Annotated in this window: 16 protein-coding genes and 1 pseudogene; 10 read left to right on the forward strand and 7 right to left on the reverse strand. The window is 73.4% G+C overall.

Going from position 1 to position 23,467, the window contains the following annotated elements:
- Nucleotides 1-75: 75 nt before the first annotated feature.
- On the forward strand, nucleotides 76-690 hold the full coding sequence (gene fxsA, locus ACIQM4_RS27460) for an FxsA family membrane protein (protein WP_401596773.1): 615 nt from the start codon (nucleotides 76-78) through the stop codon (nucleotides 688-690).
- 138 nt (nucleotides 691-828) lie between these two features.
- On the opposite strand, the gene ACIQM4_RS27465 is transcribed toward fxsA, so the two are convergent.
- From ACIQM4_RS27465 to ACIQM4_RS27480, 4 genes are all read right to left on the reverse strand, one after another.
- Nucleotides 829-1,203, reverse strand: a complete 375-nt coding sequence (locus ACIQM4_RS27465; RefSeq protein WP_142215978.1) for an RNA polymerase-binding protein RbpA — start codon at nucleotides 1,201-1,203, stop codon at nucleotides 829-831.
- A gap of 260 nt (nucleotides 1,204-1,463) precedes the next feature.
- A complete protein-coding gene (locus ACIQM4_RS27470; RefSeq protein ID WP_401596777.1) occupies nucleotides 1,464-2,822 on the reverse strand; it encodes an MFS transporter in 1,359 nt (452 codons plus the stop codon).
- A gap of 48 nt (nucleotides 2,823-2,870) precedes the next feature.
- Nucleotides 2,871-3,641 carry a glycerophosphodiester phosphodiesterase family protein gene (locus tag ACIQM4_RS27475; RefSeq protein WP_401596780.1) on the reverse strand — a complete coding sequence of 257 codons (771 nt, stop codon included), beginning with the start codon at nucleotides 3,639-3,641 and terminating at the stop codon, nucleotides 2,871-2,873.
- Complete coding sequence (locus ACIQM4_RS27480) at nucleotides 3,638-4,309, reverse strand: YitT family protein (protein WP_401596782.1); 672 nt, start codon at nucleotides 4,307-4,309, stop codon at nucleotides 3,638-3,640. The genes ACIQM4_RS27475 and ACIQM4_RS27480 overlap by 4 nt, the downstream gene beginning before the upstream one ends.
- Nucleotides 4,310-4,409: 100 nt before the next feature.
- On the opposite strand from ACIQM4_RS27480, the gene ACIQM4_RS27485 reads away from it, so the two are divergent.
- On the forward strand, nucleotides 4,410-5,906 hold the full coding sequence (locus ACIQM4_RS27485; protein ID WP_401596785.1) for a PLP-dependent aminotransferase family protein: 1,497 nt from the start codon (nucleotides 4,410-4,412) through the stop codon (nucleotides 5,904-5,906).
- A gap of 126 nt (nucleotides 5,907-6,032) precedes the next feature.
- Here ACIQM4_RS27485 and ACIQM4_RS27490 read toward each other — a convergent pair whose 3' ends face one another.
- Nucleotides 6,033-7,679, reverse strand: a complete 1,647-nt coding sequence (locus tag ACIQM4_RS27490) for a hypothetical protein (protein WP_401596787.1) — start codon at nucleotides 7,677-7,679, stop codon at nucleotides 6,033-6,035.
- Between the two features lie 36 nt (nucleotides 7,680-7,715).
- Nucleotides 7,716-7,910 carry a hypothetical protein gene (locus ACIQM4_RS27495; protein WP_018534760.1) on the reverse strand — a complete coding sequence of 65 codons (195 nt, stop codon included), beginning with the start codon at nucleotides 7,908-7,910 and terminating at the stop codon, nucleotides 7,716-7,718.
- Nucleotides 7,911-8,166: 256 nt separating this feature from the next.
- Between ACIQM4_RS27495 and ACIQM4_RS27500 the strand changes: the two genes are divergently transcribed.
- The 5 genes from ACIQM4_RS27500 to ACIQM4_RS27520 all read left to right on the forward strand — a co-directional run bounded on the left by ACIQM4_RS27500 (nucleotide 8,167) and on the right by ACIQM4_RS27520 (nucleotide 18,271).
- Nucleotides 8,167-8,559 carry an ankyrin repeat domain-containing protein gene (locus ACIQM4_RS27500; RefSeq protein ID WP_401596790.1) on the forward strand — a complete coding sequence of 131 codons (393 nt, stop codon included), beginning with the start codon at nucleotides 8,167-8,169 and terminating at the stop codon, nucleotides 8,557-8,559.
- Nucleotides 8,560-8,840: 281 nt separating this feature from the next.
- Nucleotides 8,841-10,259 (forward strand): HEAT repeat domain-containing protein, encoded by a 1,419-nt coding sequence (locus ACIQM4_RS27505; protein WP_401596793.1) that lies wholly within the window; start codon nucleotides 8,841-8,843, stop codon nucleotides 10,257-10,259.
- 409 nt (nucleotides 10,260-10,668) lie between these two features.
- On the forward strand, nucleotides 10,669-12,207 hold the full coding sequence (locus ACIQM4_RS27510; RefSeq protein WP_401596796.1) for a hypothetical protein: 1,539 nt from the start codon (nucleotides 10,669-10,671) through the stop codon (nucleotides 12,205-12,207).
- Between the two features lie 180 nt (nucleotides 12,208-12,387).
- A complete protein-coding gene (locus ACIQM4_RS27515; protein WP_401596798.1) occupies nucleotides 12,388-13,281 on the forward strand; it encodes a hypothetical protein in 894 nt (297 codons plus the stop codon).
- Nucleotides 13,282-13,348: 67 nt separating this feature from the next.
- Complete coding sequence (locus ACIQM4_RS27520) at nucleotides 13,349-18,271, forward strand: hypothetical protein (RefSeq protein WP_401596800.1); 4,923 nt, start codon at nucleotides 13,349-13,351, stop codon at nucleotides 18,269-18,271.
- Between the two features lie 167 nt (nucleotides 18,272-18,438).
- Here the strand turns inward: ACIQM4_RS27520 and ACIQM4_RS27525 are convergent, their stop codons facing one another.
- On the reverse strand, nucleotides 18,439-19,011 hold the full coding sequence (locus ACIQM4_RS27525; RefSeq protein WP_401596802.1) for a hypothetical protein: 573 nt from the start codon (nucleotides 19,009-19,011) through the stop codon (nucleotides 18,439-18,441).
- Between the two features lie 515 nt (nucleotides 19,012-19,526).
- Here ACIQM4_RS27525 and ACIQM4_RS27530 point away from each other — a divergent pair.
- The 3 genes and pseudogenes from ACIQM4_RS27530 to ACIQM4_RS27540 all read left to right on the forward strand — a co-directional run.
- On the forward strand, nucleotides 19,527-22,358 hold the full coding sequence (locus ACIQM4_RS27530; RefSeq protein ID WP_401596805.1) for a nitrate- and nitrite sensing domain-containing protein: 2,832 nt from the start codon (nucleotides 19,527-19,529) through the stop codon (nucleotides 22,356-22,358).
- Entirely contained in the window at nucleotides 22,355-22,795 is a 441-nt protein-coding gene (locus ACIQM4_RS27535) for a roadblock/LC7 domain-containing protein (protein ID WP_401596807.1), read from the forward strand. Before ACIQM4_RS27530 ends, ACIQM4_RS27535 begins: the two co-directional genes overlap by 4 nt.
- A gap of 190 nt (nucleotides 22,796-22,985) precedes the next feature.
- Nucleotides 22,986-23,414: pseudogene (locus ACIQM4_RS27540) on the forward strand (DUF742 domain-containing protein); the annotation flags it as partial.
- Between the last annotated feature and the right edge of the window lie 53 nt (nucleotides 23,415-23,467).

Raw genomic sequence — 23,467 nt, forward strand, 5'->3', positions numbered from 1 at the left:
GGGCGCGGGCCACCACGAGCGGTCACTCACGCCCTCTTTACGCCGTTCAGGCGCCCTGCCAGGCACACTGGGAGCATGACGACCGGCACCCCGCCCCCGCCCGCCCCGACGACCGCCCGCAAGCGCTCCCGCGCCCGTACGTTCGTACCGCTCGGCATCGCCGTCTGGCTGGCTCTGGAAATCTGGCTGCTGACCCTGGTGGCAGGCGCGGCAGGCGGTCTGACCGTCTTCCTGCTGCTGGTCGGCGGGGTCGTGCTGGGCGGGGCCGTGATCAAGCGGGCGGGGCGGCGCGCCTTCAAGAACCTCAGCGAGACCGTCCAGCGCCAGCAGCAGGGCGGCGGCGCGTACGACCCCGCCGAGGCCCAGGGACGCAAGGGCTCGGGCAACGGCTTCGTGATGCTGGGCGGACTGCTGCTGATCCTGCCCGGCCTGATCTCGGACGTCCTGGGCCTGCTGGTGCTCCTGCCGCCGGTGCGCGCGAAGCTCGGGCAGTACACGCAGGTGTCCCTGGAGCGCCGGATGAACGCGGCGCAGCAGCCCGGCAGTGTGGGGGACATGTTCCAGCAGGCGCGGATCCACCAGCCGGACGGAAAGGTCGTCCAGGGCGAGGTCATCCGGGACGGGGCGCCGTCGTCACAGCCCCACCCGCCGCGTCGTGACGAAGGCCCGAGGACCCCGCTGATTCCGTGAGCGCGGTGGCAGGCCCCCCCCGCTGACCACGTGGCGGGGGAGCGACGACAAGAGCCGAGGGGCTCCGGCACACACTCGGTGTGCCGGAGCCCCTCGGCTCTTGCGCTGTACTTCTCCAGTGCCGGGCGTCCTTGGACGTCAGGCGGACTTGCGGCTGTCCCGCGGATGCACCGCGATGTTCATGGCGCCTGAACGCAGTACCGCGAGCCTTTCGGCCAGGACCTCTTCGAGTTCCTCACGGGTGCGTCGCTCCATGAGCATGTCCCAGTGCGTGCGCGCGGGCTTGCCCTTCTTCTCCTCCGGCCCATCGCCGTCCACCAGGAGTGCCTGGGTCCCGCAGACCTTGCACTCCCACTCCGGCGGAATTTCCGCTTCCACGGAGAAGGGCATCTCAAAGCGATGGCCCTTCTCACATGCGTACTCCACCGCCTGGCGCGGGGCCAGATCGATGCCGCGGTCCGTCTCGTAGCTGGTAACCACGAGCCGCGTACCGCGGAGAGCTCGCTCACTCATGAATCGTGCCTCCCGGGCTTGTCGCCCACAGGACAGGTATTTGTCGCTGTCGTCGTCATCCGGTCAACGTCCGGTCGGCGGTAAAGATTCCCGTTGCGGGTCAGTGCGTCGCCCGTCGTGCCGCCCCTTGTTGTACCCACCAGTGACCGCTTTGTCACATCTGACATCAGATGTCACCCAGTCTTTTTCCTGCACAAGTGCGCAGTAACGGTCCGCCTGGCAAGCCAAAGGCGTACACTACCGGCCTTTTACTTCAAGGTCTAAATTCTTTCCGGTACGGGGTTTCCCGCCGCCGCGACGGCCTCCCTCACGGGTACCCGCGCGAGCAGGATGAATCCCACCACGAAAAAGACCACCAGAGAGATGATGGCGTCCCGGTAGCTCCCCGTCAGCTGGAACGCCAGACCGAACACCAACGGTCCCAGCCAGCTCATGCCCCGGTCACTCATCTCGTACGCGGAGAAGTACTCGGCCTCCTTGCCGCGCGGCACCATGTGTGAGAACAGCGAACGGGACAGCGCCTGGCTGCCGCCGAGCACCAGACCGATCGCCGCGGCGAGCAGGAAGAAGCCGACGGGCGCGCCGGCCGGCAGGAAGAAGCCCACCCCGATCGTCGCCGTCCACGCCACGAGGGAGCCGAGCACGGTCCGCTTCGCCCCGTACCGCTGCGCCAGGCGTCCCATCCCCAGCGCCCCGAACACGGCGAGCACCTGGACCAGCAGGATCGCGACGATGAGGGTCGTCTGGTCGAGCCCCAGCTCCTCGGAGCCGTAGACCGACGCCTGGGAGATCACCGTCTGGACGCCGTCGTTGTAGACCAGATAGGCGAGCAGGAACGACAGGGTGAGCGGATGCCGGCGCATGTCCTTGAGCGTGGCGATCAGCTGCCGCCAGCCCTGCCCCATGCCGATCCGGGCCCCGTCCGTCGCCACCGCGCGGTCCCGCAGCCGCCGCAGCGGGACGATCGCGAAGGCACCCCACCAGAGCCCCGCCGACGCCAGACAGATCCGCACCGCCGTCGCCTCGGTCAGACCGAAGCTGTCGTGTCCGGTGTAGAGCACAAGATTGAGTACGAGCACCAGTGCGCCCGAGGTGTAGCCGAAGGCCCATCCCCTGGAGGAGACCCTGTCGCGCTCGTGGGGTTCGGCGATCTGCGGCAGATAGGCGTTGTAGAGCGCCATCGAGACGGACAGCGAGGCGTTGGCGACGATCAGCAGCAGCGCGCCCAGCAGATAGCGGTCGCCCTCCAGGAAGAACATGCCCGCCGTCGCGGTGGCCCCCAGGTACGCGGCTGCCGCCAGCAGCGGCTTCTTGCGTCCCGTGCGGTCGGCGACCGCCCCCACCACCGGCATCAGCACGACGGCGACGATCACCGAGAGGGACACCGAGTACGCGAACACGGAGCCCGCCCGCACCGGTATGCCCAGTGGATGGACGAAGCCCTCCGCGTCGGCGGCGGCCTTGGCCACCGAGGTCAGGTAGGGGCCGAGGAAGACGGTCACCACGCTCGTCGAGTAGACCGAGCAGGCGAAGTCGTAGAAGTACCAGCCCCGCTGTTCCCGTCTGCGTTCCGCGGGGGTCTTCGCTGGCGGTGCTGCTGAACCGGACGCCACGTGCACTCCCTGTTGGTCCCCGTGCCGACGCGTGAACGGGCGGCGGGGCCGGGATCAGGCCCAGGCCCCCCGCTCGGTCAGCACCGACCGCAGCGTGGCGATCTGGTCGGTCATGATGCCATCCACGCCAAGATCGGCAAGAGCGGCCATCCGGTCCGCCTCGTTGACCGTCCAGACGTGGACCTGGAGGCCCAGCGCGTGCGCGGTCCGCACGAAGCGGCCGTCCACCACGCGTATGCCGTGCTGCTCCTCGGGCACCTGGGCGCACACCGCACCGCGCCGCAGGGGCGCCGGGACGCCGAGCGAGCGCAGCCGCAGTGCCAGGACACCGCCGACGCCGTACGAGGTGGCCAGGCGCGGTCCCGCGAGACGCTGCGCACGGGCCACCCGGCTCTCGCTGAAGGACCCCACGCAGATCCGGTCCCACGAGTTCGTCCTGCGTACCAGCTCGACGAGGGGGAGCAGGGCGGGCTCCGCCTTGACGTCGACGTTCCAGCGCGCCCCGGGGAACTCCTCCAGCAGCTCCTCGAAGAGCGCGAGCGGCTCGGTGCCAGCCACCCGCGCCTCGCGCACCCGGCTCCACGGCAGGTCGGCGATGCGCCCCCGCGCATCCGTCACCCGGTCCAGGGTCGCGTCGTGGAAGGCCACCAGCCTGCCGTCCGCCGTGGCGTGCACATCGGTCTCGAAGTACCGGTAGCCCTCTGCGGCGGCGGTCCTGAACGCGGCAGCGGTGTTCTCCAGGCCGCCGGCCGCCCCGCCGCGGTGGGCGAACGGGAGGACAGGACCGGGGTGGTCCAGATAGCTGTGCCGCGGTGCGTGGTTCACCGGGGAAGTATCGCCCGGCCCCGCGGCGGGGCGACGGCGGGCCCGTCCGCCGGGCGCACCTGGCGTTCCGGCACGGCGAACAGCCGCAGGAAGAACTGCGACAGCGGGCCGATCGACAGGGCGTACGCGACGGTGCCCACCCCCAGCGAGCCACCGAGCACGAAGCCCGTCGCCACGACCGCCAGCTCGATGCACGTGCGCACCAGGCGGATGGAGCGCCCGGTCAACCGGTGCGCCCCCGTCATCAGGCCGTCACGGGGGCCGGGGCCGAACCTGGCCGCGATGTACAGCCCGCCCGCGAGCCCGTTGAGCACGATCGCGCCCACCATCAGGGGGATCCGCGCGCCCAATGAGTGCAGCTCCGGCAGCAGGGCCAGGGTGCCGTCCATGGCCAGGCCGACCACCACCACGTTGGAGACGGTGCCGAGCCCGGGGCGCTGGCGCATCGGGATCCACAGCAGCAGCACGAGCGCCCCCACGATGATGGAGACCACCCCGATCGCGAGCCCGGTGCGCTCCGCGAGGCCCTGGTGCAGCACGCCCCAGGGCTCCAGGCCGAGGTTCGCGCGCACCAGCACCGCGGAGCTCACCCCGTACAGCACAAGTCCCACGTACAGCTGCCCGAGCCGTCGCGAGAGATGGGTGGTGGACAGCGATGACCCGGACACGAAGCGCCCCCTGTGTGGTGTGGGTGGACCGACGCATGACACTCTGTGGCCCGTAAGGACAGGCCAGCCATGGCCAATTCGGGGAAGGTGGACTGATTTCATGGTGCAGTGGACTTCGGCGGTCGGGGCGGCCCAGCTCGCCCGCCAGTTGAGCTCCCAGTCCCGCCCCGCGGGCCCGGGCGTCCGCAGGCCGCCGGCCTACCGCTCGCTGGCCGACGGAATCCGGCTGCTCGTGCTGGAGGGCCGCGTCCCGGTCGCCGCCCGGCTGCCCGCCGAGCGCGAGCTCGCGGTGGCCCTCGCGGTGAGCCGCACCACCGTCGCCGCCGCGTACGAGGCCCTGCGCGCGGAAGGCTTCCTGGAGTCCCGCAGGGGCGCGGGCAGCTGGACCGCCGTGCCCGCGGGCAATCCGCTGCCCGCCCGTGGCCTGGAGCCGCTTCCGCCGGAGTCCCTCGGGTCCGTCATCGACCTCGGTACGGCCGCCCTGCCGGCCCCCGAGCCCTGGCTCACCCGCGCCGTGCAGGGTGCGCTGGAGGAGCTGCCGCCGTACGCGCACACCCACGGCGACTACCCGGCCGGGCTGCCCGCGCTACGGCAGATGCTCGCCGACCGGTACACCGCGCGGGGCATCCCCACCATGCCCGAGCAGATCATGGTCACCACCGGCGCGATGGGCGCCATGGACGCGATCTGCCACCTCTTCGCCGGCCGTGGCGAGCGGATCGCCGTCGAGTCCCCCTCGTACGCCAACATCCTCCAGCTGATGCGCGAGGCCGGGGCCCGGCTGGTGCCCGTCGCGATGGCGGAGGGACTGACGGGATGGGACCTGCCGCGCTGGCGGCAGGTACTGCGTGACGCCGCGCCCCGGCTCGCCTACGTCGTGGCGGACTTCCACAACCCGACCGGGGCGCTGGCGGGCGAGGACCAGCGCCGCGAGCTCGTCGAGGCGGCCCGCTCGGCGGGAACCGTCCTGGTCGTCGACGAGACGATGACCGAACTGCACCTGGACGAGGGCCTGACGATGCCCCGGCCGGTCTGCTCGTTCGACCCGGCGGGCTCCACCGTGCTGACGGTCGGCTCGGCGAGCAAGGCGTTCTGGGCGGGCATGCGCATCGGCTGGGTGCGGGCCGCCCCCGAGGTGATCCGCAGTCTGGTCTCGGCGCGCGCCTACGCCGATCTGGGCACGCCCGTCCTCGAACAGCTGGCCATCAACTGGCTGATGGGCACCGGCGGCTGGGAACAGGCCGTCGCGGTCCGCCGGGAGCAGGCGCGGGAGAACCGCGACGCGCTGGTCGCCGCCGTGCGCAGGGAACTGCCGGACTGGGAGTTCGACGTGCCGGGTGGCGGGCTCACCCTCTGGGTGCGTACGGGGGGCCTGTCGGGGTCGCGGATCGCCGCGGTGGGCGAGCGGGTGGGTGTACGGGTGCCCTCGGGGCCCAGGTTCGGTGTCGACGGCGCCTTCGAGGGGTATGTGCGGCTGCCGTTCACGGTGGGCGGCCCGGTGGCCGAGGAGGCCGCCGTACGGCTCGCCGCCGCGGCACGGCTCGTGGAGACCGGTGCTGCGCCGGGCGCGGAGACGTCGCGGACCTCGGCGGCGTAGGGGCGCCGGGCGGCGCCGGAGACGAGTGCCGGGGGCCGAGACTCCGTGCACGTCGGCGGCGTAGGGGCGCCGGGCGCGTGAGACCGCCCGGGCCTCGGCGGTGAAGGGTCTCGGCCGGTGGGCCGGTCAGCTCTCCGCGGGCACCGGGTCCGGATTCCGGTCCTCGCTCCGGGCCGGGGCCGGGGCGCGGTCGGCGGGGACGCGCTGCGCGCCCTCCGCGCCCTCCGGGTCCTGGCCGTCCGGCACGTCCTGGGCGTCCTGCACGGGGACGGGCCGCTCCGGCAGCAGCGCCAGTACGGCCTGCCGGTGTTCCTCGCTCGTGGCGTCGTCGTACGGGTCGGGAGTGGCGGGCACCTGAAGCCGCATCACCTGGCCGGCGCCGAGCCGGGCGTAGCCCCGCCCCGGCGGGACGTGTGCGGTCGGGGTGGTGTGCGGCGGGGCGCCGAGGACGGCCTCCACCTCGGCGGGCGCGGCCGGCCCGAGCACCACCCGCGCGCGGGTGTGCGCGCGCACCGAGTCGCTCAAGGTGTCCAGTGTGTCGAACTGTTCGGCCACCACCACCGTCACGTTGGCCGCCCGGCCGTGCCGCAACGGCACCTGGAGCAGCTGCTGCGGGTCCGTGCGCCCGTCGGCGGCGGCCAGGTGGCCGAAGACACCGGGGCGGTCCAGCAGGATCCACAGCGGACGCCTGGTGTCGTCCGGGGCGGGTCGGCCCGCCTGCCGGGCGAGGTTGGCGGAGATCAGCCGCCGCTCGGTCTCCGCGGCGGCCCACTCCAGGCTCGCCAGGGCGCCGGAGAGACCGCACTCGACGGCCAGTACGCCGTCGCGTCCGGTGAGGCACGCGTACTCGCCGGTGCCGCTGCCCTCGGCGACGAGCACGTCGCCGTCCTCCAGGGCCTGCAGGGCGATCGACCGCAGCAGGCCGGTGGTGCCGCTGCCGGGCTGGCCGACGATCAGCAGGTGCGGCTCGCCGGAGCGTGGTCCGGTCCGCCAGATCACCGGTGTCGCGTCGGCCGTCCCTCCCGCTCCCTGCACCGGCACCGTGCGGGGCACGGCGCCCGCGTCGGTGAAGCCGAGGACGGTCTCGCCGGGGGCGGTGACGAAGCGCTGGGCGGCGATGGTGGTGGGCAGCGCGTCCAGCACCGTCATGACCAGTTGGTTGCCCTCCTCGTCCCAGTCGAAGCGGTACTCCCGGCCCCGCCCGGACTTGGCGTACAGCAGCTGTTCGATGCGGGCCCGGGACGGGGCCTCGCCGTCGGGGAAGTACGCGGGGTAGCGGATCAGCAGCCGGGACGGGCGGCCGGTCCCGTCGAACTCGTACTCGCTGAAGGCCCTGTCCCACTCGCCGCCGTACGCGAAGAGGGGGTCGGGGTCCTCGGGCACGGAGAGGTAGGGCACCAGCGCCTCGTAGAGGGACTGCAGACGCTCCGTCTGCTCCGGGGACGGCCCGGTCTGCACGGGCGCGTGGTCACGGCCCTTCCAGGCAGCCGCGGCCATCACCGTGATCAGGGCGAGCAGCGGCCCGTACGGCATGAGAGCGACCACCAGGACGACGGAGCCCGTCAGGAACAGCGCGGGACCGCGCCGCTCCTTGGGGGTGCCGGACCACCTGGTCCGAGCGGCCGCGGCGAGCTTGCGCAGACCGCGGCTGATCGTGATGAGCGGATGGAGCACGTCCGTGGCGCTGTCGGCGGCAGTGCGCGCCAGCTCCCGGCTGCGGGCCACCGAGGCACTGCTGCTGCTCAGAATGCGGGGGAGGGGGCGCCGGGCCACGTCGGACTCCTGAGGTGAGAGTGGGGAAACGCGGGGTCAGAACTTGATCCCGCCCAAGAGGCTGGCGAGGCTCGCGCCTCCGGCCTTGATGCTCGGGGCGATGGCGGTGCCCGCGAGGTAGAAGCCGAAGAGTGCGCAGACCAGGGCGTGGGACGCCTTGAGTCCGTCCTTCCTGAAGAACAGGAAGACAATGATGCCGAGCAGCACGACACCCGAGATGGACAGGATCATGAGTGTTCTCCTGGTCGATGGGGACAGTCACCATGAGTCCTTCCAGGCTCACAGAAAGTACCCGCGCCGGAAATCGTGCAATCGGGTTATTTTTCGTCCTTTTCACTGCACTGGCAGAGCCCGCTGTCCTCGCGGTGATCTTTGCCGTCGGGGGCCCGGGTCATGTCGCCCGGCGGGCAGTACCCTGACGATTCACCCGTACGGCCCTCCGGTCGTGCGTGCCTGGTCACGGCATGAGAAAGGCAGGCTTCCCGCGATGAGCGAAGCTCCGGACCCCGAGGTCGTCGAGCTGGCGACCAAGATTTTCGATCTTGCCCGGCAGGGGGAGGCCGAGGCGCTCGCCGCGTACGTCGACGCGGGGGTCTCGCCGAACCTCACCAACGACCAGGGGCAGACCCTGGTGATGCTCGCGGCGTACCACGGGCACGCGGGCGCGGTCGAGGCGCTGCTGGCGCGCGGGGCCGACGCGAACCGTGCCAACGACCGGGGGCAGACACCGCTCGCGGGCGCCGTCTTCAAGGGTGAGGACGCCGTGGTGCGGGTACTCGTGGCGGGCGGGGCCGATCCTTCGGCCGGAACGCCCTCCGCCGTCGACACCGCGCGGATGTTCGACAAGAAGGACCTGCTGGGGCTGTTCGGAGCCCAGTGAAGGCTTCCTGGTGAGGGAGTCCCGGGGGGCGTCGTAAATGTGGTCGCGGTGGCGAAATCGCTGGGCCATCATGACGACGGATTCACAAACACCAGGTGCGGGCGGAAGTCGCCGCATTACGGATATGTGGAACAGGCCCGCTCCGGGCCACCTACGAGAGGCAGAGGAAGATGGTCTTCAGCAAGCACGAGACGGTTACGGGCGGCCCGGCATGTTGGCGCACGGCGTAGGCACGGCACGTTTCCCGGTTGCGTCGACAGCTTGATGTGAGGCTTTTTCCCATGTTTGAACCAGCCATAGCGCCGAGCGGTACCATGCTCGGCCTCCTGCAGAGGGGCCGGGGTGACGGCACGCTGCACGCGCTCGCCGCGCCCCGCCCGGAAGCCCTCGCGGCCCTGCACCACTGCGTGCTGAACGACCCCCGCCACGACTGGCAGGTCGAGAACAGGTCGCTCTACTACGCCCGCCTCTACCTCGACCTCGACGGCGGCCTCGACGAGATCGAGAGCCACCTCTTCGACGCCGAGGACGTCCTCGACACGGACGAGAACCGGACCGGGCTCGCGCTCGCCGTCCTCGGGCACCTCGCCTCGTACGGCAGGGACGACGCCCTGGTGCTGCTGCGCAAGTACGCCAGGACCGGCACCAACTGGGCCTGGGCGCTCGACGAGCTCGCGCTGCGCGACGACGACGCCGGACTGCGGTCGCTGGCGGGCCCGGTGCTCGCTCGGTTCGCCGTCTCCGCCGAGGGGGAGGCGGAGCTGTCCGCCGCCGTGCGCGACGCCTTCGAGCCCAGGCCCTGGCGGCTGTGGGCGGAGGACCCGCGCGATGCGGTGGGCGGCCGGGTGCGCGCCGCGCAGGAGCAGGGCTCGTTCGACCGCTGGCAGCGCCAGCTGCGACCCGCGGGGCCCCGCCCGGGATGGAGCGTGCAGGCAATCTTTGACTGGGCCGAGGAGGGCCTTGAGCGGGGCGCGGTGCTGCACGTGCCCGCTGCCCGCTGCCTCTCCGCCGTCGCGGGGCCCGAGGACCGTTCCGCGATCCTCGGAGCGGCACGCGACGGGACCGACGGGGCGCGCTGTGCGGCGCTCCACCACCTCGCGGAAGGCCGGGACCCCGCAGTCCTCGACCTGATCGAGGCCGCGGCACAGAGCCCGTCGCGAACCGTGTCGGACGCCGCCGTCGCCGCGTTCGAGCGGATGTGCGGACCCGAAGCCGTGGACCGGGCCAGGGGCTGGGTGCACCGGCCGGACACGCTGGGCGCATCCGCCGCGGGCGTGCTGGCCTCCCGGGGGACGGCACAGGACGCGCCGCTCGTCCTCGGGGCGCTGCGTGAAGCCGTACGGGCCGACGGCCCCGACGCACCGCTGCTGTGGACCCTGGTGGACGGCACCGGACGCCTGGGCATCTGCGCCGCCGCACCCGTGCTGCGCCACGTCTACCGCGAGACCGCCTCCTCCCATCTGCGGCAGCGCGCGGCAGGCGCCCTGGCCGCCACCGATCCGTCCTTCGCCTCCGGCTTCGCCGTCGAGTGCCTGTGGGACTGCGAGGAGACGACGCGCGAGGTCGCCGCGCTGCACGCGGAGACGGGCGACGCGCGAGTGGCCGACCGGCTGCGCCGGCTGGCCGCGGACCCGGCCGAGGAGGCCGAGGTGCAGACCGCCGTACGCAGCAGGATCGGGCCGGACACCTCGGCGGTCTGACCGGACCCCCACGGTGGTCTGACCGGACCCCCACGGCGGTCCGACCTGACGCGGCGGGCCGTCCCCGCCGTCCGGGCGTCGGAGGGGGAGGGGTCGTGCTCCTCGAGCACGGCCCCTCCCCGGCAGACGTGGCTCCTGGGCGCAGCCCCTGTCGGCTGCCCGCCGCCCCGCCCCTCGCCGGACACGCGACGGGCAGGCCGGACCCGCGTCGGACACGCATCGGACCGGCTGGACCCGCGTCGGACACGCATCGGACCGGCTGGACCCGCGTCGGACACGCATCGGACCGGCTGGACCCGCGTCGGACAGGCACCGCGCCCGCGTCGGGCAGGCGCCGGAACTCCCGGGGCAAGCGTTCCCATCTGGGCCGTTTCGACCGTTGTCAGTGTGAGGACCTAATCTGTGCCTCGTGACTTCGCCTGCCTCGACGGATACGCCCGCGGAATTCGTTCCGCCCCAGCTCAGCGCGGGGCCGCGGCCCGCTCAGGGCCCGGCCGCCGACGAAGGGCTGGCGCGGCGGCTGCGCGCGCTCGCCTGCACCGCCCCGCTGCACGACCTCGACGTGCGCAAGGCGAACCTCGCCGGTGAGTACACGGTCTACGCCATGGCCGAAGTCGCCCTCGCCGCCATTGATCTGATCACGCTGAACATGGACTTCGACACCGGCGCGGACCACGAGCAGATCGTCTCGCGGCTGCTGCCCCGGGCCGCCGCCCAGGCGCCCGGCCGCCCGGCCGCCGAGCACGAGCGCGTCGCCCGCTGGGTGTTGGAGAACCTGATCAACGTCGGCAGCGTCGACCGCGGCTTCCGCGCCGTCTACGGCACCTTCTCCGCCGACGGCGTCTACACCCGCCGCGACTACGACTTCAAACTCGTCGAGGAAGTCGCGGGGTTCGGCGGCGGAGTCTTCCTGCGCACCACGGACGAAGCCGTCAACGTCCTGGTCGGCGCCCTCGACACGGACGTCACCAGCGCCCAGATCGCGGCCGAGGTCAAGCTGGAGGTCCTGATCAGAAGGGGCCGCCTCGCCGACGCCCAGCTCGCGGCCGAACAGGCCCGCTACCGCACCGTCCAGTACGCCGAGACGCTGCGCCGCACACTGGAAGCCACCCGGCGCAACGTCCGGGCCGTCGACTGGCTCAACGCCGTCCCCGACATGATCGCCGAGGCCCTCGACCACGTCGCCGACCGCTACCGCCACGAGAACGCGATCCTCACCAACATCCGCAAGGCCCGCGACGAGTCCGAGGACCCCGAGCAGAAGCGCCGCGCCGCGGAGCTCGTCGACATCGTCAAGGACTGCATCCGCCGCCACACCCAGCTCCAGTCCCGGCTCCTGGAAGCGGGGCCGCTGTTCCGCGCCGAGCAGGACCGCCAGGCGTTCGCCCCGCTCTCCGCACACTCCGGACTCGACCTGTACGGACAGCTCGTCGCACCGCTGCTGCCACTGCCCCTGGAGCGGGCGATCCGCGTCACAGACGCCTTCTTCGCCCACGGCGCGGGCCTGCGCACGCCCGTCTCGGTCCGAGTCGGCGACCTGGTGGACATACTGCTCGCCCCGCCGCAGGAGCGCGAACACCTGGGCGCCGAGATGCCCGAGCCCGACCTCATCGCCACCCCGGACGACAGCCGTTTCAGTGAGGCGCAACTCGCCGTCGCCATGGAGTTGCTCGACCTCCCGCACGACGCCCCACGCCGGCTGTCCGGGCTGCTCGCCGACGCCCGCCGCCGCGACGCGGACCTGCCCTACCTGGTGGCGCTGCTCGCCGTGCACGCGGCGAGCCCGCCCGTCGGCACGGCGTACCGGCAGGGCGAGGAACGGCTGCTGTTCGCCGTCGACGACGGAACCCTGCTGGACGACCCCGAGTTCGGCGGCGCGGACCTCATCGTGGGCACCGCCCTGCTGGACGCGGCGGGCATGGCATCGGGACGGGCAGAGACACCATGAACCCACCACACCCCCTCGGGCGGCGCCCAGCTTCCACCCCCGCAAACCCCTCGGGCCGCGCCCAACCCCCCACCCCCGCAAACCCCTCGGGCCGCGCCCAACCCCCCAACCCCCCACCCCCGCAAACCGTTCGGGCCGCGCCCAACCTTCCACCCCCGTACCCCCCAAGGAGCACCACCCGTGATCGACCCCCACGCCGAACCCCCCGCGTGGAGCAGCGACCCCGTCGACACGGCTCCTCCCGCTCCCGCCCCCCTCACCCCCGCCGACGCGGCCGACGCCGCGCGGCTCGTCTCCTTCGGGCTCCAGCCCAAGCTGCTGCCGGCCCGTGACGCCGAGTACGCCGAACTGCTGCGCCGCTACCGGGAGGAAGCCCCCTTCGCCCGGCTCGCCGACGCCGTCGCCACCGGCCTCGGCCTGGTCGTGCTCGAAGTCTCCACCCGCGCCGGCATGGCCGTGTCCGCGGACGAGGACTCGGTCTTCGCCGTCCGCATGGGCGACTACGCGCGCCGCGCCTCCGCCGAGTCCGCCGACCGGTTCCTGCACGGCCTCGCCCACCTCGCCGTCGCCGCCATGGCCTTCCCCCGGCCCGAGGACCTCGCCGACGACGGGTACATCGGCCGGCTGACCGTGAACGGTGCGGACGCCTTCGTCCGGCAGGCCTGCCGCCGGCTTGAGGAGCGCGCCGAGGAGGCCGGGCAGAACACCGACCCCGCCACCGAAGCGCCGGGACTGGAGTCCGCCTGGCGGATCTACTCGCGGCGCAGCGCCACCGGCGCCACCAAGGACGCCCGACGCCTCGCGGGCTCCACCACCGGCATCGTCGGCAAGGCCGTCTCCTTCCTCACCGAGTCCGGCTTCCTCCAGCGCACCGGGGACGATGCGGGCGGCGCCTACCGCACCACCGCCCGTTACCAGTTGCAGGTCCGCGACATGGCGGGCAGCGCCGCCATGGCCGAACTGCTGGAACTCGGCGTCGTCCCCGTGACCGACGGCACCGCGACGCTGGTGCCGCCGTCCGACGCCGACGACCTCGACCTGGCAGCCGACGCCGGCCTGCCCTTCCACGCGTAACCGCGCCGCCTTCCGCCCTGTCACGCCTTCACCAGCGCCCGTTCCAGACGACTGAGAGTCCGCCGCCATGTACGAGTTGTCCCGGGTCCGCCTCTACTCCATCGGGCCCGCCGGCGCACGCTACGCCGACACCGTGCTCGACCTGCGCGGGGTCGGCGCCCCCGTGCCGCACCCCGCCCCCGCCCAGGCGGAGTTCTTCCAGGACGAGCCCGTCGGGCCGCCGCGCCGCCCGGCGCCCGCGGGCGTCCTCTTCCTGGAGAACGGCGGCGGCAAGTCCGTCCTCCTCAAGCTGATCTTCTCGGTCATGCTGCCCGGCCACCGCAACACCCTCGGCGGTGCCAGCTCCGGCGTGCTCCGCAAGTTCCTGCTCGCCGACGACTGCGGACACGTCGCGCTGGAGTGGCAGCACACCCTCACCGGCGAGTGCGTCGTCGTCGGCAAGGTCAGCGAATGGCGCGGACGCCAGGTCTCGGGCGACCCCCGGAAGTTCGCCGAGGCCTGGTACTCCTTCCGCCCGGGCCCCGGTCTCAGCCTGGACTCCCTGCCGGTCGCCGAGTCCACCGCCGTGCGGCGCCCCGTCGAGGGTGCGTCCGGCGCACAGGGCCGCCGCCGCACCATGAAGGGCTTCCGCGACGCGATCACCGAGGCGGGCAAGGCGTACCCGCACCTCGACATCCACTGGGAAGAGATCCACGACCGCTGGAACGAGCACCTCGGCGAGCTCGGCCTGGACCCCGAACTCTTCCGCTACCAACGCGAGATGAACGCCGACGAGGGCGAGGCCGCCGGCCTCTTCGCGGTCAAGAAGGACTCCGACTTCACCGACCTGCTGCTGCGCGCCGTCACCGACACCCGCGACACCGACGGCCTCGCCGACCTCGTCCACGGCTTCGGCAACAAACTCGGCCGCCGCGCCGAGCTGATGGCCGAACGCGACTTCACCGCCGGATCCGTCGACCTCCTCGGCCGCATCGTCGACGCCACCGGCACCCGCGCACAGGCCCGCGAGGTCCACAACGCCGCCGAACGGCGCACCCGTACCCTGTCCCGCCGGCTGTCCGCGCGCGCGGCCGACGAGCGCGGCCGCACGGCAGAGCTCGCCCAGCAGGTCGCCGCCGCGGCGCACACCGTCACCGAGACCGAGCAGGCGCGCGCCCACAGCGCCCTGATCTCCGCCGAACTTGCCTACCGGCACGCCTCGTTGTCCCTCGCCGCCGCCGAGAAGAGCGCGGCACTCCAGCGCCGTGAGCTCGCCGACGCCCGCACCCTGCACTCCGCATGGCAGGGGGCCGAGGCGGTGCTGCGCCACCGGGCCGCCGCCGACCGCTCCGCACGCGTGGCCGTCGCCATCCGCGATGCCGAGCGCGACGCCGCCCCCGCGCTGGCCGCGCGCGCCGGCGCCGCCGGTGATCTCGTACGGGCACTGCACGGTGCGGCGGAAGAGGGCGAGCGCATCGCCGCCGAGCAGGAGGAGCGGTCCGCGGCCCTCCAGGAGGCCGGCGAGGCCGCGCACCGTGACGCCACCGTCGCCGCGACCGAGGCGCAGCGCGCCCGCAGCGAGATCGGCCACCTGCGCCAGCGCCTCACCGAGGTCGAGCAGGAGACGGCCGAAGCGGTACGGGCCGGGTGGCTCGACGACACCGCACCCGACGCCGACCCGGCGCGTGCCGCCCTGGCCGCCACCGACGCCGAGAAGAGCGCCGTCGACGCGTGGGACGTGGCGCGGGAAGCCGCCCGTACGACGGCGGAGCGGGCGCGCGAGGCGGCAGCGCAGGACGCCCGCGCCGAACTCAGCGCCGCACGCGCGGCGGACGCGGCACACGCCGCCTCGTCCGCGTACGAGGCGGAGCACCGCGCGGCGGCGTCCATCGCGGCGGAGGAACGCCTCGCGGAGCTGCTCAGTCTGCCGCACGCCGTCGCGCCTGCGGGCGTCGCCGCCGCGGGCTTCCCGCAGCCCCGCAGCGGCGAGGACGACGGCGCGTCCGCAGCGGAGAACCCGGGAGCGTACGGCAGCGGATCCACGGGCCGCGACCCCCTCGGCGCCCGGCGGGGCTCCCAGCCGCACCCCGTCTCGGGCGGCGACCGGCGGGACCCCCGGCCGCAGGCCGCTTCGGACGGCGACCGGCGGGACTTCCGGCCGCACCCGGTGTCGGACGGCGCCCGGCGCGGCTCCCAGCACGCCGCCTCGGACGGCGACGGCCGCTCCACCGCCACCGTGGGGCCCGTCCGCCGCGCCCCGCGCCCCGTCGCCGAAGGCCCCCTCACCGTCGAGGAGCTGGACCGCGGCGCCGAGGACCTGCTGGCCCTCCTGGACCAGGGCGTGGCGTCCGCCGAACGCCAGCTCTTCGAGTTGCGCACCGCCGCGGCCGACGACGCCCGCATCCTCGGCGCCCTCGGCGACGGCGGGCTGCTGCCGCCCAGCGCCGACGTCCTCGCGACGGTGGAACACCTCGGCGAGCACGGCATCCCGGCGCTGCCCGGCTGGCGCTACCTCGCCCAGTCCGTCGACCCCGCCGACCACGCCGCCGTTCTCGCCGCCCGGCCGGAGCTCGTCGACGGCGTCGTCATCACCGACCCCCGGTCGCACGCCCGAGCCCGCGAGGTCCTCGCGGGCGCGGCCCTGCTGCCGCGTTCCGCCGTCGCCGTCGGCACGGCGTCCGCCCTGCTCGCGCCCGTACCCGCGGCGGGCAGCGGCAGCGCCGACGAGGGCGCAGTCTTCCTCGTACCGCCGAACCCGGCCATGCACGACGAGCACGCCGCGGACGAGGAAAGGCAGACCCTGCGCGCGCGGGCCACCGCCCGCGACGAGGAGATCCGCGCACTGGCCGCCCGGCTGACCGGCGACCGCACCCTGGCGGCCAGGCTCGGCTCCTGGCGCGAGGACTGCCCGCCCGGGATGCTCACCGAACTGGCGCAGGCCGCGGCAGCCGCCCGTGCGGCGGCCGAGACGGCCGAGGCGGTCCGAGCCGAGGCCCGGTCGGCCCGGACGGAAGCGGACGAGGCCGCGGCCGAAGCGGCCCGGGTACGCGACGAGCGGCAGGACGCCGCACAGCGTGCCCGCCGGGTCGCCGACGCCCTCGCCGGACTCGCCCACCGCTTGCGCGAACGCGCAGGCTGGCAGCACAGGCTGCGCGAACTCGCCGACGAGGCAGCTGAGTCCGAGGCCCGCGCCGCCACCCTCCTGGACCGCGCCAAGGCCGCCGACGAGGACCGCCGCACCGCCCAGCGCACCGCCGACGACGCCCACCGCACCTCCCGCACCCTGCGGGCCGAGCGCGCCGAGATCGCGGGCGCCCCCGAGACGCTGCCCGAACCCGACCCGGACGCCCCGCGCGCCGCGCTCCCCGCCCTGCGCGAGGCCTACCGCGCCGCGTCCCAGCTGTACGAGAAAGTCGGCGTGGGCGCCGACCTGCGCGCCGAACAGGCCCGCTCGGAAAGTGACGAGAGCGCCGCCCTCGCGGAGCTCAACCGCCTCTCCAACAAGGTCCGCAACCGGGCCGGACAGCTCCTGGAGAGCAACGACGGCGCCGACGGCCCGTCCCGGCAGGCCGCGGCAGCCCGCGCCGAATCCCTCGTACAGACCCTGGAGACCCGCGCGTCCGCCGCCAGCGAGCAGCTCGGCCGGCTGCGCGGCGAGGCCGAACGCCTGGCCCCCGAGGACGGTGACGCGCACACGGAGCTCCCCGAGGGCCTCGTACCCTCCGACGCCGAGCACGCGCAGGCGCTGCTCCGCACGGCCAGCACCGAACTCGCCACCCGCAGCGACGCGCGGGACACCGCCCGCGCCGCACACGGTGACCTGCTGCACGCGCACCGCGCCGCCGAGGACGCGGCGGGCGGGTTCGACGAGACCGCGGCCCTGTTGCGTGACCTGCTGCGCGACCACCAGGACGAGGAGGGCCAGGAGACCCCCGCGCCCTACCCCGGCACGCTGGAGGAGGCCCGTCACTCGGCGACGGAGGCCCGTCGTTCGCTGCGCGGCTGCGCGGGGGAACTCTCGGCGGCCGAGGCCGCCGTGCGCGAGGCGAGCGACGTGCTCGTACGGCACGCCAACTCGACCCGCTACGAGCAGGTACGCACCCCCGCGCGCCAGCAGATCAGGGAACTGCCCGCTGCCGCGCTGCCCGAGCACGCGGCGGCCTGGGCGGCTGCCTTCGCCCCCCGACTGCGGGTCCTGACGGACGAGTTGGCGCAGCTGGAGCGCAACCGCGACAGCATTGTCGACCGGCTGCGCGGCCTCGTCGAGTCCGCGCTGGCCACGCTGCGTTCGGCGCAGCGGCTGTCGCAGCTGCCCGAGGGGCTGGGGGAGTGGTCAGGGCAGGAGTTCCTGCGCATCCGCTTCGAGGAGCCCGACCAGGCGACGCTCGCCGAGCGGCTCGGCGAGGTGATCGACGAGGCGACCAGTGCCGCGGTGCGGAAGAACTCCGACATGCGGCGGGACGGCATGTCGTTGCTGCTGCGCGGGGTGCAGGCGGCCCTGGAACCCAGGGGAATCGCCGTGGAGATCCTCAAGCCGGACGCGGTGCTGCGCGCCGAGCGGGTGCCCGTCGGGCAGATGGGCGACGTCTTCTCCGGCGGTCAGCTGCTGACCGCAGCCATCGCCCTGTACTGCACGATGGCTGCGCTGCGCAGCAACGACCGGGGCCGCGACAAGCACCGGCACGCGGGCACGCTCTTCCTCGACAACCCGATCGGGCGCGCCAACGCGACGTATCTGCTGGAGCTCCAGCGGGCGGTCTCCGACGCGCTCGGGGTCCAACTGCTCTACACGACCGGCCTGTTCGACACGACGGCTCTCGCCGAGTTCCCGCTGGTCATCCGGCTGCGGAACGACGCGGACCTCAGGGCGGGCCTGAAGTACATCAGCGTGGAGGAGCACCTGCGGCCCGGACTGCCGCAGCAGAGCACCGAGGGCGAGACCATCCACGGCGAGATCACCGCGACCCGGATGTTCAGGCGGACACAAGGGGAAACGGCCCAGGTGGACTAGTCGGGAGCGGGGGCCGCACCGGCCCCCGCTTCGGCTCCGGCTCCGGTCCCAATCCCGGCCCCGGCCCGGTCTCCGGGCGGACCGACGAAGACGCACCGTCGGTCCGGCCGTCGGCTCATGCGGACGGCACGGCACGGCACGGCACGGCGCGGCACGGCGCCGTCCGCTCACGCCCGCGACAGCCGCCCCGCGTTCCCGCGGCCGCGGTCCTGTATTCGGGCGTCCTTCCGGGCGGTGCGCCGTGCCTTGCGGCGCTCGCGCCGAAGCCGGCGTGCCGTACTGCTCGGGACGGACACCACGCCGTTGCGCTGGTTCCACACCTGGCGGGTGATCCACACGTCGAGCACACCCCATGTCGCGGCAACCGTGCTCGCCACGCTGCTCACCGTCATCGGGAAGGCGAGCCAGGACCCCGCCAACGTGGACAGGTAGGCCACCATCGCCTGGATCAGCGTCAGCGAAACTATGATCACCGCCCGCACCGCGGAGGTACGGACCGGATCGGGCAGCCGCCACCTGAGGGCCGGCTCCTCCACCCACAACTGCCGTACCGCGGGGCCGGCGCCCCGTCCTGCCACGGCTCCTGTGCCCGGATCCGTGTCCCTGCCCGTGCCCGTGTCCCTGCCCGCGTCCGTCCGCCCCGCCGTCGTGCCCGCGTCCGTCCGCACCGCCGTCGTGTCCGTGCCCGGTCGGCCCCTCGCCACCGTGCCCGCGACCGCCGGAAGCTCCTGCGCCTTCATGTCCCCACTCCCCACCGCTCAACCCAGGCCCGGAATCCGCGCCTTCAGGAGTGACTGCCCGGCTTGTGCCGCTTCACGCAGCCACTACTGCTCCCCTTCGTCTCCCCGTACCCGTACCCCAGGACTTTCGTCTCCCCGTACACAGAGACGAACATCCAGCTTGAAAGATTCCCGCCGAATGGACACGGAACGAACACTTCCAGCCATCCCCCGAGATGCGGAAGGGCCTGTTTCGGCGGGTGTCCCGTGCCACAGGCAACGTTTCCAACTCCCTTGATTCCGGGACAAGTCATGATCGGTTCCGGAGGTGTCGGCCGAAAACCGACCGGACGTGTCTTCGAGTTACCAGGGGGTCAGTAGTAGGCTCACGCCGTTTGTTGACGCGCTGCGTTGACGAACGCGCTGCTGGATCCTCCGGACGGACCAGATCACCGGGCGGACCAGTTCGACCAGATCGACAAGATCGACCAAACGGAACACCACCCCCGCCGCGCGGGGTTGAGCTGGGGGAGGCCATGCGCTTTCGCGGGAAGTCCATCCGCCGGAAGATCGTGGCGTTGTTGCTGGTGCCGCTCGTGTCCCTCACCGCGCTCTGGGGATTCGCGACCGTACTGACGGGCCGCGAGGCGAGTGAACTGATGGACATCGCCTATGTCGTCGAGAGGATCGGGTCGCCGGTCGAGGAAGCCGTCCAGGTCGTTCAGGAGGAACGCCGCCAGACCCTGGTCTACCTCGCCGACGAGCGCGGCTCGGAGGCGCTCACCGCCCTGCGCGTCCAACGCGACAAGACCGACGGGGCCGTCGCCAGGATCCGTCGCAACTCCCAGGACCCGGACGTCAACAGCGAGTTGAGCCCGCAGGCCGCACAGCGCCTGAGCTCGCTCCTGGAGGCGTTCGACGGCATCTCCGCCCTGCGCCGCTCCGTCGAGAACAGCACCCTCTCCCGCAGCCAGGCACTCACGCTCTACAACCGGCTCGTCGACCCCTGCCACACCTTCCTGGCCAACCTGCACGTGGTGCGGGACGTCGAGATGGACAAGCAGGGCCGCGCGCTGGTCGGTGCCGCCCGCGCCCGCGAACTCCTCGCCCGCGAGGACGCCCTGGTCGCCTCCGCGCTCGTCGCCCGGGAGATCACCGCCGAGGAGCTGCGCGACCTCACCGGGCTGATAGCCGGCCGCCGGATCCTGTACGAGACCAGCCTTGAGCAGCTGCCCGCGTCCGACCGGCAGGACTACGAACAGATCTGGAACGGCCCCGACACCGGAGCGCTGCTCGCCGCAGAGAAGAGGCTGCTGGAGCAAGGGGCGAAACGCCGTCCCACCGCGGTGTCCACCGCCTCCTGGAAGGACGCGGCCCCGCCGGTGCTCGAACGTCTCGCCAGGCAGGGCGCCGAGACCAGCGACAACTTCCAGGACCGTGTCGAGCCCGTTGCCTTCGGCGTCCTCCTGAAGGCGGGCTCCGCCGGTGTGCTCGGCTTCCTCGCCCTGATCGTCTCCGTCGTCGTCTCCGTCCGCATCGGCCGCGAGCTCGTCCGTGACCTGAACCGGCTGCGCAAGGAGGCTCACGAGGCCTCGGGCGTGCGGCTTCCGGCCGTCATGCGCCGTCTCGCGGCGGGCGAGAGCGTCGACGTGGAGACCGAGGCCCCCCGGCTGAGTTACCCGAAGGACGAGATGGGGCAGGTCGGCCAGGCCCTCAACACCCTCCAGCGGGCCGCCGTCGAGTCGGCCGTGCGCCAGGCCGACATGCGCCGCGGCGTCTCGGAGGTCTTCGTCAACCTCGCACGCCGCAACCAGGTGCTGCTGCACCGCCAGTTGACGCTCCTCGACACGATGGAGCGCCGCACCGAGGACACCGACGAGCTCGCCGACCTCTTCCGTCTCGACCACCTCACCACCCGTATGCGCCGGCACGCCGAGGGCCTGGTGATCCTCTCCGGGGCGGCGCCGTCCCGGCAGTGGCGCAAGCCCGTTCAGCTGATGGACGTCGTACGCGCCGCGGTCGCCGAGGTCGAGGACTACGAGCGCATCGAGGTACGGAGGCTGCCGAGGATCGGCGTCGGGGGCCCTGCCGTCGCCGACCTCACCCACCTGATCGCCGAACTCCTGGAGAACGCCACGGTGTTCTCGCCCCCGCACACCGCGGTACAGGTGCTCGGCGAGCGCGTCGCCAACGGCTTCACGCTGGAGATCCACGACCGGGGCCTGGGCATGGCCGCCGACGTCCTCCTCGACGCGAACCTGCGGCTCGCGGAGACCCCCGAGTTCGAGCTGTCCGACACCGACCGGCTCGGCCTCTTCGTGGTCAGCCGGCTCGCCCAGCGGCAGAACGTCCGGGTCTCCCTCCAGCAGTCCCCGTACGGCGGCACCACGGCGGTCGTCTTCATCCCCGCCGCCCTCCTCACCGAGGCCCCGGACACCGACGGCAGCGGATTCCGCGTCGACCGCGAACCGGACAGGGCACCGGTGGGCGAGCCGGCCACGACCGGCCCCGGCCGCCGCCGGGACATGGCCGCCGTGGGCCGTGCGACCTCCCGACCGGCGGTCCTGGACGGCCCGGTCGAGCTGGAACCGCCGCTGGGCACACTGGGCCTCGAACCCGCACCTGCCCTCGGCCACGGCTCAGGCGACCCGCTGGGCGACCTGGAGGACAGCGAGAGCGAGCGCGGCGGCATCTTCCGGTCCCGCGGGCTGGACAAGCCGCGCAGCCGCGAAACGCACCGCCGCACCGCCGCAGACGCTACGGGCGCGAGCCGCGGCGCCCCGCGGGGCCGCATCGCCGACGCGTCCCGGGTACAGCACCAGCAGGCGGCCGACCTCGCCCAGGACGGCGCGGACACGGCCAGGCCGGGAGGCCCGGTGCCGCTGCCCCGGCGCAAGCCCTCGCTGGTCGCCGAGCACGGCCGCCGCGTCGGACCGCAGCGGCCGGAAGAGGCCAGGCAGCCCGCGGAGACCCGGCAGTTGCGGCCCACGGGGCGTACCGGCCCGACGAACGGGCACGAGGACGGCGCCGTGGCCGGCCACGAGGCCACGCCGTCCCTCGGCGGACTTCCGCGCCGGGTGCGGCAGGCGAGTCTGGCCCCACAGCTGAAGAAGGAAACCGAAGCGGCCCGCACCGCCGGGAGCGTCCGCCCGGCCGCCGAGGAGGACACCGAGCGCGACGCCGAAGAGGTACGCAGCCGGATGGCCTCCCTCCAGCGCGGCTGGCAGCGTGGCCGCCTCCAGAACGAGGCCGACCCGGACCCGGCCCACCCGGAGCCGGCCGGCACCACCGGCACGACTGCCCCGGCCGGCACCGCAGGAACGGCCAGGACAGCATCAGGAACGACAGCAGAGGGGGACGGTCGATGACCGCACCGAACGCCGCAGTACACAACGCCTCGGGCCGCGGCTCCGGCGAGCTCAACTGGCTCCTGGACGAACTCGTCGAACGCGTCAAGAGCATCCGCAAGGCGCTGGTGCTCTCCAGCGACGGGCTCCCCACCGGCGCCTCGCAGAGCCTGACCCGCGAGGACGGCGAGCACCTGGCCGCGGTCGCCTCCGGGTTCCACAGCCTCGCCAAGGGCGTCGGCCGGCACTTCGAGGCGGGCCGGGTCCGCCAGACGGTCGTCGAGCTCGACGACGCGTTCCTCTTCGTCACCGCGGCCGGCGACGGCAGCTGTCTCGCCGTCCTGTCCGACGCCGATTCCGACGTCGGACAGGTCGCCTACGAGATGACGCTGATGGTCAAGCGCGTCGGCGCCCACCTCCGGACGGCGCCACGGACCGGCCTGCCCGCCGGAGGGTGAGCGGACCGGGATGAGCGACGCAGGTACGGAGACGGGCAGGGCGGGACCGACGGGTGCAGCCGGCCCGCCGGGCGCCCGGACCGCCGGAAGGCACCTGGACGGAGCAGAGCGTCCGGGGGGCGAAGGAGACTTCGACGCCGAGGGCCGTCCGGCCGCCGGGCGTGCCCGAAGGGCGGACGCCGCGGCACGCGCAGCCGCGGACGCCCGCCAAGGCCCCGGGCCCGACCCGGGCGGGCGGCAGCCGGCCCCGCACTGGTTCGACGACGACGCGGGACCTGTCGTACGCCCGTACGCGATGACCAGAGGGCGCACCAGCAGTGCCACCCGGCACCGCCTGGACCTCATCGCGATCGTCATCCCGGAGCCCGCGGTCGACGACCCGGGCCGGGACCGGACGCTGGCACCCGAGCACGTCGAGATCGTCGAACTGTGCGCCGAGAGCCCGCAGTCCATCGCCGAACTGGCCGCGACCCTCGACCTGCCGGTCGGTGTGGTCCGGGTCCTGGTCGGCGACCTGGTCGAGGATCAGCTCGTGCACGTCACACGGCCGGTGGAACCTGCCGAGCTGCCGGACGAGAGCCTGCTGCGCGAAGTGATCGACGGCCTCAGAGCGCTCTGAGGCACCGCGCGCCCGGCTACGCCGCCGTACGGAAAACACCGCCCAACACCGCG

It is taken from the genome of Streptomyces sp. NPDC091272, assembly GCF_044757485.1.
Taxonomy (GTDB): Bacteria; Actinomycetota; Actinomycetes; order Streptomycetales; family Streptomycetaceae; genus Streptomyces.

What these genes read in the sequence shown, in the direction of transcription:
- fxsA (WP_401596773.1), top strand. Translation starts at nt 76, where the DNA reads ATGACGACCGGCACCCCGCCCCCGCCCGCCCCGACGACCGCCCGCAAG.
- ACIQM4_RS27465 (WP_142215978.1), bottom strand. Translation starts at nt 1,203, where the DNA reads ATGAGTGAGCGAGCTCTCCGCGGTACGCGGCTCGTGGTTACCAGCTAC.
- ACIQM4_RS27485 (WP_401596785.1), top strand. Translation starts at nt 4,410, where the DNA reads ATGGTGCAGTGGACTTCGGCGGTCGGGGCGGCCCAGCTCGCCCGCCAG.
- ACIQM4_RS27495 (WP_018534760.1), bottom strand. Translation starts at nt 7,910, where the DNA reads ATGATCCTGTCCATCTCGGGTGTCGTGCTGCTCGGCATCATTGTCTTC.
- ACIQM4_RS27500 (WP_401596790.1), top strand. Translation starts at nt 8,167, where the DNA reads ATGAGCGAAGCTCCGGACCCCGAGGTCGTCGAGCTGGCGACCAAGATT.
- ACIQM4_RS27505 (WP_401596793.1), top strand. Translation starts at nt 8,841, where the DNA reads ATGTTTGAACCAGCCATAGCGCCGAGCGGTACCATGCTCGGCCTCCTG.
- ACIQM4_RS27520 (WP_401596800.1), top strand. Translation starts at nt 13,349, where the DNA reads ATGTACGAGTTGTCCCGGGTCCGCCTCTACTCCATCGGGCCCGCCGGC.
- ACIQM4_RS27525 (WP_401596802.1), bottom strand. Translation starts at nt 19,011, where the DNA reads ATGAAGGCGCAGGAGCTTCCGGCGGTCGCGGGCACGGTGGCGAGGGGC.
- ACIQM4_RS27530 (WP_401596805.1), top strand. Translation starts at nt 19,527, where the DNA reads ATGCGCTTTCGCGGGAAGTCCATCCGCCGGAAGATCGTGGCGTTGTTG.
- ACIQM4_RS27535 (WP_401596807.1), top strand. Translation starts at nt 22,355, where the DNA reads ATGACCGCACCGAACGCCGCAGTACACAACGCCTCGGGCCGCGGCTCC.